The sequence below is a fragment of the Leptolyngbya sp. DQ-M1 genome, from assembly GCF_039962505.1.
Classification (GTDB): domain Bacteria; phylum Cyanobacteriota; class Cyanobacteriia; order Leptolyngbyales; family Leptolyngbyaceae; genus Leptolyngbya.
The window spans coordinates 525,316-542,385 of record NZ_JAMPLJ010000004.1 but is presented as its reverse complement, the minus strand read 5'-3'; the positions used below and the strand labels follow the sequence as shown (position 1 = coordinate 542,385).

The window sequence follows — 17,070 nt, the reverse complement described above, 5'->3', positions numbered from 1 at the left end:
CGGATTTGGATTTACCCGCCAATATTGCAAGTCGTGGCAAAACTCTTAAGCTTTTAATAAAAACTTTATTTTGCGGTCACGACTTCGTGTGCCAAGGGTATCGCGGCTGGTGAATTTAGAGGCTGTGATCGCGCCTTCGCGCTTATTTGCCCATTCCAAGCTGCTGGGCTTTCTGGTACACTTTGCCTTCGGTTAACAGGGATGGAGCAATCACGACATCGACCTGCTGCATCTCCTTAATATTCTTCGCGCCTAGCGTTCCCATACTGGTTTGCAGCGCTCCGAGGAGGTTGTGCGTTCCATCATCTAATTGAGCGGGACCGCGCAAGATTTGTTCCAGAGTTCCGGTCGTGCCCACGCGAATCCGGGTTCCTCTGGGAAGGACGGGGCTAGGCGTTGCCATTCCCCAATGGAATCCGCGTCCCGGTGCTTCTTTGGCACGGGCGAACGGCGATCCAATCATCACCGCATCAGCACCACAAGCAATACATTTACAGATGTCGCCACCTGTGATCAGTCCACCGTCAGCAATCACAGGAACATACCGCCCCGTTTCGCGCTCGAAATCGTCGCGAGCAGCAGCACAATCTGCAACGGCGGTCGCTTGGGGCACTCCGACACCCAAGACTCCGCGAGATGTACAAGCGGCACCCGGCCCAATTCCAACGAGAATAGCGGCAGCTCCCGCTTTCATCAGATTCATCGTGACTTCGTAAGTGACGCAGTTTCCGAGAATTACGGGAATTGGCATTTCTTCGCAGAACTTCGCTAGATCCAAAGGAGCGATCGATTCCGGCGACAAGTGCGCGGTCGAAACCACGGTTGCCTGAATGAAGAACAAATCTGCTCCCGCTTTTGCGGCAATCTGTCCGAATCTGTCGGCACCCGCAGGAGTCGCACTCACCGCAGCGATTCCACCTTGGGATTTAATTTCTTGAATTCGCTTTTCGATTAATTCGGGCTTAATCGGTTGCGAATAAAGTTCTTGCATCAACGGCACAAATTCTGTTGTCCCGACTGAAGCGATGCGATCGAGAATCGGATTGGGGTCATCGTAGCGAGTTTGAATGCCTTCCAAGTTCAGAACGCCAAGTGCGCCTAACTGTGAAAGTTTGACCGCCATCTCGACATCGACGACTCCATCCATTGCCGACGCGATGATCGGAATTTCGCGATCGATGCCGCCGATCGTCCAGCCCGTCTCTGCCAGTTTCGGATCGAGTGTCCGCGCTCCAGGAGAAAGCGCAATTTCATCGAACCCATACGCTCTTCGAGCTGTTTTGCCCCTGCCGATTTGAATATCCACGCCAATGTTCCCCAAGCACTAATTGGATAAGAGTATCAAATTTCAATCCTAGTTGTGTGAGAAAAACAAGGGGCGATCGCGGTTCATTCTGTCAAACCTCTAGGAATTGCAAAACCCGTTAAACCAATCACCGGGACTTATAATTTTGAAATATTGGATTTGTCTTGCCATGTCACAAGAGTCTCAAGAGAATTGGCGTGATCGAATGGAGCGCCTAGAAGCAAACCTTGATCAATTTATCGATTTCGTTTCCCAGAATCAGCGTAATCAAGCCGTACAACTTCAAATTCATCAAGAACTGCTTGCATCTCATCAAGAACAAATTAATGAGATTAGGGAACTCTCCCGGCGGCTTGCCGAAACTCAGATTGCGACGTTTGCTCGCATTGATGAGATGCAGGCTGAAATTCGTGGACGTCAAATCGAGACTCAGCGAATGCTCGCCCTTTATTTGAACCGAGACCCCGATGAAGACACCCAAAACTAAATTCACCCTGACCCATCACCATCATGTTTGAAACCGCACAGTTAATTGAAAAAACTCAATGGTTAGGCATTGCGACGATCGCGTTTGCCGTTCTGACGATCGTTGCGTTTCTGTTCAAATGGGGAATTCGCTTCCGACTCGTCGGCGTGACCGGATTTACCGCCGTTCTCACCGGAGGGGTGTTCGCGCTCAGTTTAGGACTGTACAACCGTCCCAATATTCCTGGAAATGTTCATTACTCGCGGGTGTTTGATGCCGGAGCAGCTCAGGTCGTCATCGCTGTGCCTCCAACCATTACCGAATCTCAACTCGAAGCGACCCTCAAACAAGCTGCGATCGATATCTTCTCCTACGGTCGTCTTGGACAAGGATCAAATCAAATGACCATTCGGGCGCGAACCATTTTGCATCCTCAAGAGGGGATATCCCAACCTTTATACTTAGGTGAAATTCAGCGATCGCTCTCGATGCGCGAGGATGAAAACGCTACGATTAAGCTGTATCGCGAGAACTTGGCGCAGTTACCGCAGCCAACCGCATAAAGTTTGTTTCTTATTCCAAATATGTCTACTCAATCAAATTCTGTGGTTTCGTTGATGATTGCTCCTGCCCAAGTGGTACGCGGTTCAGGAGCGATCGAGCAAGTCGGAGATTGCATCGCTCGCTTGGGAACTCGTCCGCTCTTAGTTGGTGGAGAACGATCGCTTGAGGTGGTTAAATCTCGACTGAAATCAGTGTTTAGGTCGCACTCGCTTCAGGCTGCAAAAGCGTCTTACGGCAACGACTGTAGCGAGATTGCGCTGGCAAGTTTGAAAAAGGCAGTTGCTGACCATCAAGCCGATTTGATCATCGGAGTCGGAGGCGGTAAAGCGCTCGATACGGCAAAGCTTTTAGCCTATCAGTGCCATTTGCCGATCGTCACGATTCCGACTTCCGCCGCCACTTGTGCCGCTTGGACAGCGTTATCGAACATTTATTCTGAACAGCACGCTTTTCTGTACGATGTCGGATTGCCGCGCTGTCCGGATCTGCTGGTGTTGGATTACGATTTGGTTGCAACCGCGCCCCAGAGAACATTAGTTGCTGGCATCGGAGATGCGATCGCGAAATGGTACGAAGCTTCGGTCAGTAGCGGTCACTCTGACAAAACCTTACTGATTGCCGCCGTTCAACAAGCGCGAGTTTTGCGCGATATCCTATTCCAGAAATCCGAAGCCGCTTTGCAGAATCCTTTAGGAGCAGAGTGGCAGGAAGTCGTGGATGCTTCAGTGCTGATGGCGGGTGTAATTGGTGGAATTGGTGGAGCACAATGTCGAACGGTTGCGGCTCACGCGGTTCACAACGGATTAACTCACCTGCTCGAAAGTCATCACGCTTTACACGGCGAAAAAGTTGCGTTCGGAATTTTGGTGCAGCTTAGACTTGAAGAAATGGTTCAAGGCAATCAGCTTGCCGCGACCTCCCGCCAACAGTTGCTGAAGTTTTATGACCAAATTGGCTTGCCGAAGACGTTGGCGGACTTAGGACTGGGGAATGTGACGATCGCGCAGCTTCAACAGGCGGCGGAGATTGCTTGTAATGACACTTCAGACATTCATCGCTTACCGTTCCCGGTTGTTCCGAGTCAGCTGATGGCAGCAATGGTATCAACCACAGCACCGACAATATCGGCCCGCACTGACCTGAGTGATTTATCTATGGTTGGATCTGCGGTAGAATAGCCAACTCAGTCATTATTTGTCGATCGCTTCACACTCATGAATTTGCCCTGGATTTCTCCTGCCAATCGCTTAACAAAGCTGCCTCAATATGTGTTTGCACGTCTGGATGAGCTAAAAGCCAACGCCAGAGCGCAAGGAGTTGATCTAATCGATTTGGGCATGGGAAATCCAGACGGGGCGACTCCAAGCCCGATCGTTGAGGCGGCGAGCAATGCGATTAAAGATTCTAGAAATCACGGATATCCGCCTTTTGAGGGCACAGCCAGCTTTCGCAAAGCCATTACCGATTGGTACCGACGGCGCTATGGGGTTGATCTGAATCCCGACGGTGAAGCCCTGCCACTATTGGGATCAAAAGAAGGACTGACGCATTTAGCCTTGGCATATCTCGATCCGGGTGATGTCGTTTTGGTTCCGAGTCCTTCCTATCCGCCCCATTTTCGAGGGCCTTTAATTGCGGGTGCAACGTTGTATCCACTAATGTTGAAAGCTGAGCAAAATTGGCTTATTGACCTCAGCGCCATTCCCGAAGAAGTGGCTCAGAAAGCGAAGATTTTGTATTTCAACTATCCGAGCAATCCCACAACTGCAACCGCTCCACGCGAGTTCTTTGAAGAAATTGTTGCCTTTGCGCGTCGGCATGAAATTTTGCTGGTACATGATCAAGCCTATGCGGAATTAGCGTTTGACGGATATCAGCCCACAAGTTTATTAGAAATTCCAGGCGCGAAAGAGATCGGAGTTGAGTTTCATACGCTGTCAAAAACGTACAACATGGCAGGCTGGCGCGTGGGGTTTGTTGTAGGAAATCGCCACGTGATTCAAGGATTGCGGACGCTGAAAACGAACCTTGATTACGGCATTTTTTCCGCCATTCAGACCGCAGCAGAAACCGCTTTGAACTTGCCCGATCGCTACCTTATCGAAGTGCAGGAGCGCTATCGAACTCGCCGCGATTTCTTAATTAATGGACTTTCTGAATTAGGCTGGTCGATTCCGAAGCCCAACGCCACGATGTATCTTTGGGTTCCTTGTCCGCCGGGAATGGGTTCAACTGATTTTGCGCTGACCGTTCTGCAGAAAACGGGGGTTGTTGTCACTCCTGGAAATGCGTTTGGCGCAGGGGGGGAAGGCTATGTGCGAATTAGCTTAATTGCAGAGTGCGATCGCTTAGGTGAAGCCCTAAACCGATTAAAGCAAGCCAACATCCGTTTCGCTTAAAACAACTCAAACTTTCTCAGCAAAATCGCGATTGCAAGCTATTATATTGCGGCAGATTAATGCTGAGGAAATGCCGATGAGCCGCCATCTACTGTCGATCGAGCCATTTGATATGAATGGGTTTCGCTTTCCGGGGTATATGGTGAGCAGCACTGCTCCGATCAATGTTGAAGATAAAGACGAAACGACTATCGATCGAGATCCCAGCGAGGTTTTGAAGGAGATTGCGGATTACCTACAGCAGCATGAAGATGCTGAAATTTTGATTGCAATTCACGGTTATAACTCCAGCCAATCAGGAGCAAGATGGTGGTACGAAGAAATCCGCAGATATGTTAATCAAAACTTCGCAAACCATGTTTCACCAGGCTTGATGGTCATTGGTTATCGATGGTCTTCAGAAAACGTATTTCCGAATGAGTCGGGTCAGAAATCTTCGAGCATTCTTAAGGTTTTGCAAGGAACGATTAAGGCATTCAAAGCTTTACCAAAACCTCTAGCGATCGCAGGTATTTTTGGAGTATTACTTGCGGTGATTGGTGGCATTTTTAATCTTGTCATTGCGCTATTCAATCTTGTTGATAGTCTTACTATTCTGATTGCTTCCTCTTTGGCACTAACGCTCTCTTTATCGATTGTTGTGGTTATTTTGACAATCTTTATTCTGAGAATCTCAGGATATTTTCGAGATACTTATCGTGCAGCAAATTTTGGTGTTTCAGATTTAGTTGAATTTATTCGACAGCTAGATAATCAATTGGTAGGGCAATCGACAAATCGGCAAAAACGAGTCCGTCTTAGTTTCATTGGGCACAGTATGGGTGCTTTTGTAGTGACAAATACGGTGCGAATTTTGTCAGATGTATTCGATCGAGATTCGATCGGAAATCTACACATCAAAAATCAGAAAAAGCTTCCTTCTTCAGATATTGGTAATGCCTTTCGGCTGAGCCGATTAGTATTAGTTGCACCTGATATTTCTGCTGAAGCGATCATCTCAGGACGAGGGAATCCGTTAAAGTCTTCGTTGCGTCGTTTTGATGAAGCTTATCTCTTCAGCAACGAAGGCGATATGGTGCTGAAAATTGCTTCAACTGCGGCAAATTACTTCAGTTTTCCGACAAGCACCCGAGATGGAGGATATCGCTTAGGAAATGTGATTGTGAGAAGTCCGGGGAAATTTGGACTTGAGAAAAGCGGCATCGTGAATCTAGATAATTCTGGGCAATTAATTCCGTTATGTGGAATTGAGTTTTTAGAGCGTTTGTATCTACGAGAAGGAATGCCACTGTCGAAGCGGCAAGAACAAATTGACTTGGAGAGCGATCGTTTTATTGCAGAATTATTTACTTATTTCGATTGCACAAACTACCAAGAAAACGGTAGAGGAATTGTTAGTCAAGCGCTTGGTAAATCCTTCCTAAATTTCAAAGATTATGTTGCTTTGATTCTCTCTGGAGCAGACGGACACGGTGGATTTTTATTTGCTAAAGATGCGAATTTTAGTCGTCGCTTAATTTACGGATTGAGCAGTATTGGACTTGAAAAGTTGCTCATGACGATCGATGCAAATCAGGGAGATCACCAGGTTTTACTCAAGCTTTTTTCTCAACAATGCGGCGAAAAAGGCATTCAAGTTTTGCTTGCGAATGAGCGGTACGATCGTCTTGGTTTAGCTAGTGGAAAGCTGAGCGATCGAAAAGCATTCTAGTTCAGCCCTTATCTTCGGAGAACTCCTGCTTCGAGGTAGTCTTTAATTTTTAAGGACAATGCGATCGAATACGCTCACATTAGCGATCGTTTTGACGATCGGAATTCTTTCAGTTTCAACGGCTGCAATTCTGATTCGACTGGCGACAACCGTTTCAGGTGTTTCAGGCGTTGGGTTTAGTCTTGTTTTAGCAGCATCCCGCTTGTCGATCGCAGCGCTGGTTCTGGTTCCAACTTGGCGGTCTTTTCAGACCGCTTCACCGAGTGCGACCAAATTCGCGATCGGTGCAGGGATTTCGCTGGCGGTGCATTTTGCGACCTGGATTTCGTCGCTGTCTTATACGTCGATCGCAGCTTCGACAACGCTTGTAACAACGAATCCACTCTGGGTTGCTCTGCTTAGTTGGGCTTGGTTTCGAGAAAAGCCAACTCGTGCAACGTTTTGGGGAATTGGAATTGCCATGATTGGGGGCATCTTAATTGGATTTGATCAAACCAGTCGAGATGGTTCAAATCCACTGCTGGGAAATGGATTAGCGATCGTCGGCGCGTGGGCAGCAAGTTTATATCTGTTATTAGGACGAGAAGCACAACGGCAAGGATTAAGCGTGAAAAGTTACATCACGATCGCCTATAGCGTTGCGGCGATCGTACTGTTTCCCTTGCCGTTCCTATTCGGCTCATCTTACATTGGCTATCCCGTTCTTACTTATGTTTACATTGCGTTGATGGCAGTATTTCCGCAACTGATTGGACATACCAGTTTCAATTGGTCAATGCGACATCTACCGCCAACGATCGTGACGCTGATTATTTTGCTAGAGCCAGTTGGATCGACGATTTTTGCGATCGCACTATTTCAAGAAATTCCTGGAACGCAAGTGATTGCAGGAGCTTTGGTCTTATTAATCGGAGTCGCGATCGCAATTTTAGGAAATTCTACGAAAGTATCCTGATTGCCCTAAATTTCTGAGTAAAGGGGAATGGTAGATGCACCCTGATAATTACCCCTGGCTTCGGTCGGGGGTTTTTTGTTCCAGGGCTTCGATTGCCGCTTCGAGCGCGATCGCTACATGCGTCCAATGCGTTCCACCTTGGCAAAACACAACATAAGGTTCACGTAAAGGGCCATCGGCAGAAAATTCCGAAGTGCTGCCATCGATAAATGTCCCACCTGCCATCACCAACTCACTCTCATAGCCAGGCATTCCCGACGGAACCGGATCGAGATAAGAGCCGATCGGTGAATTCTGCTGAATCGATCGGCAAAACGCAATAATCTTTTCCGGCGAACCTAGCTTAATCGCTTGAATCACATCGCGCCTCGGAGCCATCGGAGCCGGATTTACCGGATAGCCCAACTTGTCAAACACATAAGCGGTCAGATGATTGCCTTTCATCGCTTCACCCACCATTTGAGGTGCAAGAAACAAGCCCTGAAATAACAAGCGATTTTGATCAAACGTCGCACCGCCGGAACTGCCAATTCCCGGAGCAGTTAACCGACAAGCTGCCATTTCTACCAAATCAGCTCGACCTGCAACGTATCCGCCCGTCGTGACGATCGTCCCCCCCATATTTTTAATCAAAGACCCCGCAATCAAGTCTGCTCCAACCGCCGTGGGTTCTCGATCTTCCACAAACTCTCCATAGCAGTTATCCACAAAGCAAACCGTATTCGGATTCTGTTCCTTGACGATCGCAACGATCTTCTCAATTTCGACGATCGACAAACTCGGTCGCCACGAATAGCCACACGATCGCTGAATCGAAACTAATTTTGTATTCGGTCGAATCGCCGTCCGGAGCGCGTGCCAGTCGATTAACCCGTCCGGCGTAAGTTCCAACTGCCGATACGAAACGCTAAGATCTTTAAGAGAGCCTTGCTGATGTCCCCGCAAGCCAATCACTTCTTCTAAGGTGTCGTAGGGCGCACCTGCAACGCAGAGCATTTCATCACCCGGACGTAGCACTCCGTAAAGCGCCGAGGCGATCGCATGAGTTCCAGACACAAACTGCACCCGAACGATCGCAGCCTCAGCCTGAACGATCTCTGCAAAGACCCGATCGAGCACTTCTCGTCCTAAATCATCATGACCGTAGCCGGAGACACTGGCAAAATGATGAACTCCCACTCGATGATGGCGATAAGCAGCCAGCACCCTTTGTAAATTTTTCTTGACCTGAGAGTCAATACCAGAAAAAATTGCAGATAGCGCCTGTTCTGCTTCTTTTATCAAGATCGAGCCGTCCATCGTCTGCCTCGTTCATTAATATTTACAGTAGAGATTGCGCTAACCCGAATAACTCAGTCGGTTAGAGCGGGTTCTATTGTCGCGCAAATTGGTATCGTATTCCGTTTAGAGATTCTTTCATGACTATTGCAACTTCCGAAAAACTGAAAATAGACTATCCCACGCTAGGCTTCATGGTGGCGATTCACATCGGCGCACTGTTCGCCTTTTTGCCCGGAAACTTTAGCTGGAGCGCAGTCGGATTAGCAATCTTCCTTCACTGGCTGACCGGAGGCTTAGGAATTACCCTCGGCTGGCACCGTCTCATGAGTCACCGCAGCTTCCAAGTCCCAAAATGGCTCGAATACACCCTAGTTTTCTTTGGTTCATTGGCAATGCAGGGCGGGCCAATCTGGTGGATCGGGCTACATCGTCATCATCATCTTTATTCTGATCAGCCCAACGATCACCACGATTCGACCAAGGGATTCTGGTGGAGCCATATGGAATGGATGCTGCGGGATGTTCCGGCTGAAAATGAAGTTCCTAAATTCACAAAAGATATTGCCGACGACAAGTTTTATCAGTTCTTAGAGAATTACTTTGCACTGCTGCAAATTGCATTAGGCGTGTTGCTGTATGCGATCGGCGGTTGGTCATTCGTGGTTTGGGGAATCTTTGTTCGCTTGGTGCTGGTTTACCACTGCACTTGGCTTGTCAACAGTGCAACGCATAAATTCGGCTACCGCACCTATGAATCCGGTGACAACTCCACAAACTGCTGGTGGGTAGCGCTTCTGGTTTACGGCGAAGGCTGGCACAACAATCACCATGCGTTTCAGTATTCCGCCCGTCACGGTCTGAAATGGTGGGAAATCGATATGACTTGGATGACGATTCGGCTACTGCAAGTTCTCGGTCTTGCAACCAAGGTGAAACTTGCAGAAGACAAAGCTTAGAGTCAAATTTCAATAAAAAATCCCGGACGATCGCGCTGTTTATCGTCCGGGATTTTTTATTAGAGAAGGGCTACTTCGCGCCCTCCGGAAACTTGGGAATTCGGCCCGAAAAGGTTAGCATGATGGGATTGTGGGTAGGAGCTTAGCGCATGAAATTACGGATCGGTGCAAGTCTTCAGAACGGAAAGTACCAACTCAATCAAGTTCTAGGGCGCGAGAGCTTAGGCGCAACTTATCTAGCAACGCAAACGCTCCTTCAGCAATCGGTCGTAATTAAAACGATCGACCCTAGCCTGCAAGTGATGCAAAGCTTCCCCCAACTCAAAACTCGATTCATCGAAGAAACTCGACTTCTCGCTCGTTCCCAGCACCCCAGTATTGTGCGAGTTCTCGACTTTTTCCAAGAAGATGGTCTACCGTTTCTGGTGATGGAATACATTCCGGGTCAGACTCTGCACGATCGCATTTCTACGTTTAATGCACCACATCTAACCGAAGCCGAAGCGATTCACTATCTGCGGCAAGTCGCCTCAGCGCTCAGCGTTGCTCATCGTAACGGGCTGATTCACCGCAATATTCGACCCGAAACGATCGTGCGTCGTCAAGGCACTAATTTAGGCGTTCTCGTCGGCTTCGGGTTTGCTCACGACCTTGCACCCCCGGTTGAGAAAAGCCCCTTTCTTCCTCCTGATGCCAATTGGAGCCAAGACAATCGATTCGCGATCGACCTCTACTCGCTGGCTGCAACTCTTTACTTTATCCTGACCGGACAATTCCCGAACGGCTCACCGTCGCTTGAACACCACTCTTGGAGTCCTGCAACCAAGCAAGCCATCTTTCGAGGACTGACCCGTGATCCCCAGTGGCAGCTTCAAACTGCGGATGAGTGGTTGCGCCTCCTTCCCAACACAACGCTCCCACTGATGGCAACGAACCCCACCAGCAATGGTGCAAACAGTGCAGCCAATAATATTGTTCAGAGTACTCCGACAACTGGCAATTCCACATCGTCTCAAAACGGTCGGGGACGCTCGATCGAGCCAGAAGTCACGCTGGCTTCATTCCCGGTACAGAACGGACGCTCGGCGGCTCCTCCCACTAAAGCTCCTACCGCGCCACCCGCCCCAACCTTGACGGCACTTCCCACAACTGCCGTAGAAGCGACTCCGGCATCAGCAGTCCTTGTATCCCCGACCCCTCGCTTGCCAAAATCTTTAGTCCTAACGATGGTGACGGCTGGCGCGATCGGCGTAGGATTCGGATTAGCGCTGCGAATTAGCGCGACCAAAGCACCCGGAACGACTTTGCTACAGCCTGTACAGCCTTTTCCCGAAAAAGAATGGAAAGGCACACTCAATCCAAATGATAAGGATGCCGCCGATCTTCCCCTTGAATCCAGCAGCGCCAATTCCAACAAAACACCCTTAAAACCCGTTACCCCAGAAGTCGATCGCTCTATCTATACCCCCCCAAAAATAGAAACGCCGTCGCCTGAACCGATTCGCCCGCGCCGTCATCCACTCACCGAGGAGATCGTACCCACCAACCCTGTGAAACCCAAGCCCTCAGTTGAACCGAGCGAACCTGAGATCGAGCCAACTGAGCCTTTACCCGAAACGAGTACAACCCCTGAACCTGTCGTTCCGCCGGCAACCGCTCCGGCTCCCGTTGCGCCTGCACCTTTGAAACCCAGTTCTCGCGAAGTCACGCCGACTCCACCCACAACACCCTAACGGTCGATCGCGGAGATTCTCCCTCCGCCTGGGTTGTCCTCTCGACGGCTCACGCTATAATTCAGGCAGCGCTAGGAAAAATTTTATGAGTACCCCCTTAGTTCATGCTTTCTTTGTAGGTCGAGCGATCGCTGAAATTGCTTACGAGCGGCTTGAAGCAGGTCTTACCGATGCCTTGAGCGAGCTAGGAAAATTCGATGCCGAACAGCGAGAAAACCTGCGGCAGCTTGTCGATGAAGTGATGGCACGGGCAGAGCGTGAAGCCACGATCGCCACCCAAGCTCAAACGACGACCGCGATCGTTCCGTTAGACTTACAAACAAGCGGCGACCTGCAAGCGACGATCGACGATCTGCGGGCAGAAATCGCGGAATTGCGGTCTGAACTTCAGCGCTACCGGACGCGATCGACTCAGTAAGATTCGCGTTTGTAATAATAAAGTTGAGTTTAAAATTCAGTGTTAGTTGAGAAATCGCGTGTCTGTTTCTTCCAATGACTCCAGCCCTTCGGCATTCTCGACGGAGCCAATCGAGTCTGAGCGCTCCGAAACCGTGACCGACCCCGACCTGCCTAGTGTTGAGAAGGTAACTTCCTTGCCTGAACCAGCCCCCCATGAGCCTGAGTTTGATGGAGCAGCCAGAAGCATCACGCGGCGGCGCAAAGCTCCAGAAATTTTGCATTCCAATAAAGCGTATCGTTGGAACCGGGAGAAATACTCGCGGCAGCGCAGATTTATCGATATTTGGTCGTTCGTGCTGAAGTTGATGGGCGCGCGCTGGCTGTACACGAAGCGCTGGAGCTACAAGGGCGGAATCAGCGACGCGAAAAAAGCGGCTCGACGCAAATCTCTTGCCATCTGGATTCGAGAAACCCTACTGGATTTAGGTCCGACCTTCATCAAAATTGGTCAGCTCTTCTCAACGCGGGCAGATCTGTTTGCGAGTGAGTTTGTCGAGGAACTGTCTAAACTGCAAGATCGGGTGCCTGCATTCAGCTACGAACAGGTCGTTGCGATTATCGAACAGGATTTGGGCAAGTCGATCGAAGAACTCTATCGCAGCTTTGACCCGATTCCGCTTGCGGCTGCCAGCCTCGGTCAAGTACACCGCGCTCAACTGCACTCCGGCGAAGAAGTCGTTGTAAAAGTGCAGCGCCCTGCATTAAAGCAGTTATTTGAAATCGACTTGCAAATCCTCAAGGGCATCACTCGCTATTTTCAGAATCACCCAGAGTGGGGCAAAGGACGCGATTGGATTGGCATTTACGAAGAATGCTGCAAAATCCTGTGGGAAGAAATCGACTACCTCAATGAAGGACGTAACGCCGATACATTTCGCCGAAATTTCCGGGGTCACGAGTGGGTTCATGTTCCGCGAGTCTACTGGCGCTACGCCTCTCCGCGTGTTCTGACCCTGGAATATATGCCCGGAATTAAGATCAGCCATTACGATGCGCTGGAGGCAGCAGGACTCGATCGCAAACTCCTCGCCCAACTGGGAGCCAGAGCCTACCTGCATCAACTTCTCGATGATGGCTTCTTTCATGCCGATCCGCATCCGGGCAATATTGCGGTGAGCCCCGATGGCGCACTAATTTTCTACGATTTCGGCATGATGGGACAAATCAAGCCCATTACTCGCGAACGATTGCTCGATACATTCTTTGGAGTTGCTCAAAAAGACGGCGATCGCGTGGTGAAGTCGCTGATCGATCTGGGTGCGCTGGCTCCGACTGATGATATCGGCCCGGTGCGGCGCTCGGTTCAGTTCATGCTGGATCACTTCATGGATAAACCGTTTGAGGAACAATCGGTCAACGCTATCAGCGACGATTTGTATGAAATTGCGTATGATCAACCCTTCCGATTTCCTGCAACGTTTACCTTCGTCATGCGGGCATTCTCAACCTTAGAAGGAGTCGGCAAAGGACTCGACCCGGAATTTAACTTTATGGAGGTTGCAAAACCATTTGCAATGCAGCTTATGAGCAACGGAAATTCCCCGGATGGTGGACTTTTGAACGAATTAAGTCGTCAAGCAGTACAAGTCAGTAGCACCGCATTCGGGCTACCGCGTCGAATTGAAGATACCCTCGACAAGCTAGAGCGCGGCGATTTGCGCGTCAGAGTTCGATCGACCGAAACCGATCGCATCTTGCGGCGCATCGGCGGCGTAAATATAGGGACAAACTACACACTATTAACTTGTGCGTTTACGATTTCCTCAACCATTTTATTGGTGAATCAACTTTATTGGGTTGCCGGAATTGTCGCGATCGCTGCGGTAGTTAGCGGAATCGCTCTGATTCGATTGATGATGAAGCTCGATCGGTTCGATCGAATGCCTTAAATGAATGGTGTGTTTGTGGGGCGAGGTGTGAATACTTAGACTCAGAGTAAATTTAACTTAGCTTCGACGCTTTTTACCCGATACGCTGAACACCATGAAACGCTTCTTTACTGCAGGGATGACTGATACCGGACTGATCCGATCTGTCAACCAAGACGCTTATTCTGTCGATCCAGATGAGCGATTTTTCATTGTCACTGATGGTATGGGTGGACACGCAGGCGGACAAGAAGCTAGTCGCATCGCGATAGAGACGATGCAAGCAGTTCTGACGCAGCAGTGGGAAACCGATCTCGATTCGGAAACGCTGTTGCAGCAAGCAGTCTTAGAGGCGAATCAAGCCATTCTCAAGGATCAGCGCCTCCACCCGGAACGAGCAGATATGGGAACTACGGCAGTTGCGGTGATTTTCCGGGATGACCAACCGCTTTATACCCATATTGGAGATTCGCGACTATATCGACTGCGAGGAGCTAAACTCGAACAAATCACCGAAGACCATACTTGGGTGGCAAGAGCAATGCGCCTCGGTGAAATTACGCCGGATCAAGCGCGAGTCCATCCCATGCGCCACGTCTTAGCCCAATGTTTAGGACGACCTGAATTAGAAACCGTAGAAGTACGATCGCTCTCCGTGCAGTCGGGCGATCGTTTGCTGCTCTGTAGCGACGGACTGACCGAAGAACTCTCTGATCAACTCATCGCGAACCATCTGAAATCAATTCGAGCCTGCGAAAAGGCAGCCACTGCGTTGATTAATGCAGCAAAAGATCGCGGCGGACGAGACAATATCACTGTGGTGATTGTCGCAATTCCGTAATCTGAATCTGCTTTATCACCATCACTCTAAAGTAAGATTCTGGCAATCTGTGTACGAAACCGTACAGACAGAAATTCACGCTGCCCGATACCGTAGCTCTTAGCGAATGTAAGCAGCGAGAGTATTTACTCTGCCTGGACTATGGCTCTTTCTCCTCAGCGGGTTCAACTGATTGGCTCAAAATCTTACATGGATACCTTTCCCCTACAAGCCCTGCGGATCCTGGTCGTAGATGATAATCAAGATTCGCGAGAAATGATGATCGCGGCACTTGAAGCAGAAGGAGCAGAAGTCATTGCGGCTGAGTCTGTCCAAGCAGCCTTGATCACCTTATCGACTTGGAAACCCAATCTTCTCATTAGCGACATTCGGATGCCCGATGCTGATGGATATAGCTTTCTAAAAGCGCTACGATCTCGATCGATTACTATCCCTGCGATCGCGGTGACTGCATTTGCCCGCGAAGACGATCGTCAAGAAGCCCTCGCCGCCGGATACCAATCGCACTTATCGAAGCCAATTGATCTCGAACTGCTCTACAGCACAATCGCCACGCTGATTCGGGAGTCTAGTACTCAATGTCGCATTTGCGACCAAAAGGAATAGCTAAATCTCGGCTAGTTCCTCAACTCTGCCCATCTATAGAGAGGATAGAGAGATAGATACGATACGATAGCGGTCATATTCACTGAAGCAAAATTTTATAAACAACAGGCGTGAGACGCTAGCATTTTAGCCCGCTCTTTTGAGCTACCGTCCAGTCGTCTCTTGTTGCTCGATTTACCCATGACTAGAGATTTCACCGATTCTGTAGCTCCAGATGTTCAACGGGCAACCAGTCTACGGTGGCTCCTGCAAGCCATGTCTCCGCCCTGCAACCAACTCCTAACCGCACTTCCTTCAGGCGATTACGAGCGTCTGACTCTACTTCTAGAACCTGTTACCCTGTCCTTGGGCCAAGTTCTTTATGAACCGAATCAATCCATTGAGTACGCCTACTTTCCCACCACCGCTGTTATTTCCCACTTGAATGTGATGGAGGGCGGGCGAGAAGTCGAAACTGTCACGATCGGCAACGAAGGAATGATTGGCGTTCCGCTCATTCTGGGAACCGACCACATTCCGACGCGAGCGATCGTTCAAATTCCTGGTACGGCGCTTCGTGTTTCTGCAAAAGCCATTCAAGCTGAACTCAGTGTGAGTCGATCGCTGCAATTTCTCTTGCTGCGCTACATTCAGACGCTGATGAATCAGATTGCCCAAAATCTTGCCTGCACCCAATTGCATTCGAGCCAAGAACGCTGCTGCTACTTGTTGCTATTAACGCATGATCGTCTGGGAGAGCCAATCTTGCCGCTTACCCACGACCTACTTTCCCGAATGGTGGGAGTGCGGCGCGATCGCATCGGCGAAATTATTGACACGCTAGAGCGGGCTGGATTAATTCAGCATCAGCGCGGTCGTTTGACCCTTTTGGATCGATCAGGCTTAGAATCTGCGGCGTGTGAATGCTACCAAATTTTACGATCGCAGTTTGACCAACCGTTTGAAGAGCTGTGATAAACCACCCTGATCCTATGTACGGTAAGGGACAGACAACGGTGACACAAGACTTATACCTTAGAAACCGCATTCGGATTGCGGTCTGAGTGGTTGTGTGTCGCGGGTCTGTTGGCTTTCATGCCTCAAAATCGTTCTCGTCCTACTCAAAATAAACTCTTACGCGCTCTGTCCCAAGAAGAGTACGAGCAACTGTCGCCGCATTTGGAGTTTGTCACACTGCCGTTCAAGCACGTCTTGTATGAGCCGCATCAGTCTGTTGATTATGTGTATTTCCTCAATCATGGTGTTGTTTCAATGGTGACGATTACCGAAGAGGGAGAAACGGTCGAAGCGGCGACGATCGGCAATGAGGGCATGGCGGGCATTCATGTTTTGCTAGGGGTGAATCACCTCTCGCTACAAGCAATCGCGCAAGTGGCAGGCAACGGAATGAGAATGCGAGTCGATGCGTTCCGCCGAGTCGTCACACCCGACACTCGGTTATATGAGCTACTGTTGCGCTACATTCAGGCGTTAATTAGCCAACTGTCCCAAACGGTTGCCTGTAATCGGTTGCATTCGGTTGAGGAGCGCTGTTGTCGCTGGTTGCTGATGTGTCACGATCGCGTCCCGACCGACGAGTTTTTTCTCACCCAAGAATTATTGTCTCAGATGCTGGGAGTCCGGCGGGCGAGTGTGAGTGTTGTGGCAGCGATTTTGCAAAAAGCGGGACTAATCACCTACAGTCGCGGCAGAATTCGGATTCTCGATCGCCAAGGACTCGAATCTGCCTCTTGCGAGTGCTATCACTTAGTCAAGATAGAATTCGATCGGTTGTTAGGCGACGAGCTAAGAGATTCGGAAGATTAAACTGCAAAAACTGAAATAATTCAGAAGAATTTCAAAGACTCGATAAAGATGTCCTTGGTGGAATAGTCGAGGTATCCGTAAGATTGCTAGGATGCCCCCACGGAGATTAGAACTATCAT

General features: G+C 49.5%; 16 protein-coding genes. 14 read left to right on the top strand and 2 right to left on the bottom strand.

What is annotated here, in order from left to right; genetic code table 11:
- Positions 1 to 142: 142 nt before the first annotated feature.
- Complete coding sequence (locus NC981_RS15870; RefSeq protein WP_348243832.1) at positions 143 to 1,306, bottom strand: GuaB3 family IMP dehydrogenase-related protein; 1,164 nt, start codon at positions 1,304 to 1,306, stop codon at positions 143 to 145.
- Positions 1,307 to 1,475: 169 nt separating this feature from the next.
- On the opposite strand from NC981_RS15870, the gene NC981_RS15865 reads away from it, so the two are divergent.
- From NC981_RS15865 to NC981_RS15840, 6 genes are all read left to right on the top strand, one after another.
- Positions 1,476 to 1,793, top strand: a complete 318-nt coding sequence (locus NC981_RS15865; RefSeq protein WP_348243831.1) for a hypothetical protein — start codon at positions 1,476 to 1,478, stop codon at positions 1,791 to 1,793.
- 23 nt (positions 1,794 to 1,816) lie between these two features.
- Positions 1,817 to 2,335 carry a Ycf51 family protein gene (locus tag NC981_RS15860; RefSeq protein WP_348243830.1) on the top strand — a complete coding sequence of 173 codons (519 nt, stop codon included), beginning with the start codon at positions 1,817 to 1,819 and terminating at the stop codon, positions 2,333 to 2,335.
- A 21-nt stretch (positions 2,336 to 2,356) separates the two neighbouring features.
- Entirely contained in the window at positions 2,357 to 3,514 is a 1,158-nt protein-coding gene (locus tag NC981_RS15855; protein WP_348243829.1) for an iron-containing alcohol dehydrogenase family protein, read from the top strand.
- A 36-nt stretch (positions 3,515 to 3,550) separates the two neighbouring features.
- The gene (locus tag NC981_RS15850; RefSeq protein ID WP_348243828.1) at positions 3,551 to 4,735 is read left to right on the top strand and encodes an aspartate aminotransferase; all 1,185 of its coding nucleotides are present in this window, start codon (positions 3,551 to 3,553) and stop codon (positions 4,733 to 4,735) included.
- Positions 4,736 to 4,811: 76 nt separating this feature from the next.
- Complete coding sequence (locus NC981_RS15845) at positions 4,812 to 6,446, top strand: alpha/beta hydrolase (RefSeq protein WP_348243827.1); 1,635 nt, start codon at positions 4,812 to 4,814, stop codon at positions 6,444 to 6,446.
- A 58-nt stretch (positions 6,447 to 6,504) separates the two neighbouring features.
- Positions 6,505 to 7,401, top strand: coding sequence for a DMT family transporter (locus NC981_RS15840; RefSeq protein ID WP_348243826.1), 897 nt, complete (start codon positions 6,505 to 6,507; stop codon positions 7,399 to 7,401).
- Positions 7,402 to 7,449: 48 nt separating this feature from the next.
- Here NC981_RS15840 and NC981_RS15835 read toward each other — a convergent pair whose 3' ends face one another.
- Positions 7,450 to 8,700, bottom strand: coding sequence for a methionine gamma-lyase family protein (locus NC981_RS15835; protein ID WP_348243825.1), 1,251 nt, complete (start codon positions 8,698 to 8,700; stop codon positions 7,450 to 7,452).
- Positions 8,701 to 8,819: 119 nt separating this feature from the next.
- Between NC981_RS15835 and NC981_RS15830 the strand changes: the two genes are divergently transcribed.
- The 8 genes from NC981_RS15830 to NC981_RS15795 all read left to right on the top strand — a co-directional run bounded on the left by NC981_RS15830 (position 8,820) and on the right by NC981_RS15795 (position 16,951).
- Entirely contained in the window at positions 8,820 to 9,638 is an 819-nt protein-coding gene (locus NC981_RS15830; RefSeq protein WP_190377897.1) for an acyl-CoA desaturase, read from the top strand.
- Between the two features lie 149 nt (positions 9,639 to 9,787).
- Positions 9,788 to 11,371 carry a protein kinase gene (locus NC981_RS15825; protein ID WP_348243824.1) on the top strand — a complete coding sequence of 528 codons (1,584 nt, stop codon included), beginning with the start codon at positions 9,788 to 9,790 and terminating at the stop codon, positions 11,369 to 11,371.
- A gap of 85 nt (positions 11,372 to 11,456) precedes the next feature.
- Positions 11,457 to 11,789 (top strand): DUF6825 family protein, encoded by a 333-nt coding sequence (locus NC981_RS15820; RefSeq protein ID WP_190377895.1) that lies wholly within the window; start codon positions 11,457 to 11,459, stop codon positions 11,787 to 11,789.
- Between the two features lie 226 nt (positions 11,790 to 12,015).
- Positions 12,016 to 13,719 (top strand): AarF/ABC1/UbiB kinase family protein, encoded by a 1,704-nt coding sequence (locus tag NC981_RS15815; protein ID WP_348243952.1) that lies wholly within the window; start codon positions 12,016 to 12,018, stop codon positions 13,717 to 13,719.
- 94 nt (positions 13,720 to 13,813) lie between these two features.
- Entirely contained in the window at positions 13,814 to 14,539 is a 726-nt protein-coding gene (locus NC981_RS15810; RefSeq protein WP_348243823.1) for a Stp1/IreP family PP2C-type Ser/Thr phosphatase, read from the top strand.
- Between the two features lie 141 nt (positions 14,540 to 14,680).
- Positions 14,681 to 15,145: a response regulator gene (locus NC981_RS15805; protein ID WP_348243822.1), complete on the top strand. Its 465-nt coding sequence runs from the start codon at positions 14,681 to 14,683 to the stop codon at positions 15,143 to 15,145.
- Between the two features lie 180 nt (positions 15,146 to 15,325).
- Positions 15,326 to 16,099, top strand: coding sequence for a Crp/Fnr family transcriptional regulator (locus NC981_RS15800; RefSeq protein ID WP_348243821.1), 774 nt, complete (start codon positions 15,326 to 15,328; stop codon positions 16,097 to 16,099).
- 120 nt (positions 16,100 to 16,219) lie between these two features.
- Positions 16,220 to 16,951 carry a Crp/Fnr family transcriptional regulator gene (locus NC981_RS15795; protein WP_348243820.1) on the top strand — a complete coding sequence of 244 codons (732 nt, stop codon included), beginning with the start codon at positions 16,220 to 16,222 and terminating at the stop codon, positions 16,949 to 16,951.
- Positions 16,952 to 17,070: the final 119 nt, after the last annotated feature.

Excerpts from the sequence above, each read along its gene's own strand:
- NC981_RS15810 (WP_348243823.1), top strand. The coding sequence starts at position 13,814 with ATGAAACGCTTCTTTACTGCAGGGATGACTGATACCGGACTGATCCGA.
- NC981_RS15795 (WP_348243820.1), top strand. The coding sequence starts at position 16,220 with ATGCCTCAAAATCGTTCTCGTCCTACTCAAAATAAACTCTTACGCGCT.
- NC981_RS15840 (WP_348243826.1), top strand. The coding sequence starts at position 6,505 with ATGCGATCGAATACGCTCACATTAGCGATCGTTTTGACGATCGGAATT.
- NC981_RS15800 (WP_348243821.1), top strand. The coding sequence starts at position 15,326 with ATGACTAGAGATTTCACCGATTCTGTAGCTCCAGATGTTCAACGGGCA.
- NC981_RS15825 (WP_348243824.1), top strand. The coding sequence starts at position 9,788 with ATGAAATTACGGATCGGTGCAAGTCTTCAGAACGGAAAGTACCAACTC.
- NC981_RS15845 (WP_348243827.1), top strand. The coding sequence starts at position 4,812 with ATGAGCCGCCATCTACTGTCGATCGAGCCATTTGATATGAATGGGTTT.
- NC981_RS15820 (WP_190377895.1), top strand. The coding sequence starts at position 11,457 with ATGAGTACCCCCTTAGTTCATGCTTTCTTTGTAGGTCGAGCGATCGCT.
- NC981_RS15835 (WP_348243825.1), bottom strand. The coding sequence starts at position 8,700 with ATGGACGGCTCGATCTTGATAAAAGAAGCAGAACAGGCGCTATCTGCA.
- NC981_RS15865 (WP_348243831.1), top strand. The coding sequence starts at position 1,476 with ATGTCACAAGAGTCTCAAGAGAATTGGCGTGATCGAATGGAGCGCCTA.
- NC981_RS15860 (WP_348243830.1), top strand. The coding sequence starts at position 1,817 with ATGTTTGAAACCGCACAGTTAATTGAAAAAACTCAATGGTTAGGCATT.
- NC981_RS15830 (WP_190377897.1), top strand. The coding sequence starts at position 8,820 with ATGACTATTGCAACTTCCGAAAAACTGAAAATAGACTATCCCACGCTA.
- NC981_RS15805 (WP_348243822.1), top strand. The coding sequence starts at position 14,681 with ATGGCTCTTTCTCCTCAGCGGGTTCAACTGATTGGCTCAAAATCTTAC.
- NC981_RS15850 (WP_348243828.1), top strand. The coding sequence starts at position 3,551 with ATGAATTTGCCCTGGATTTCTCCTGCCAATCGCTTAACAAAGCTGCCT.
- NC981_RS15855 (WP_348243829.1), top strand. The coding sequence starts at position 2,357 with ATGTCTACTCAATCAAATTCTGTGGTTTCGTTGATGATTGCTCCTGCC.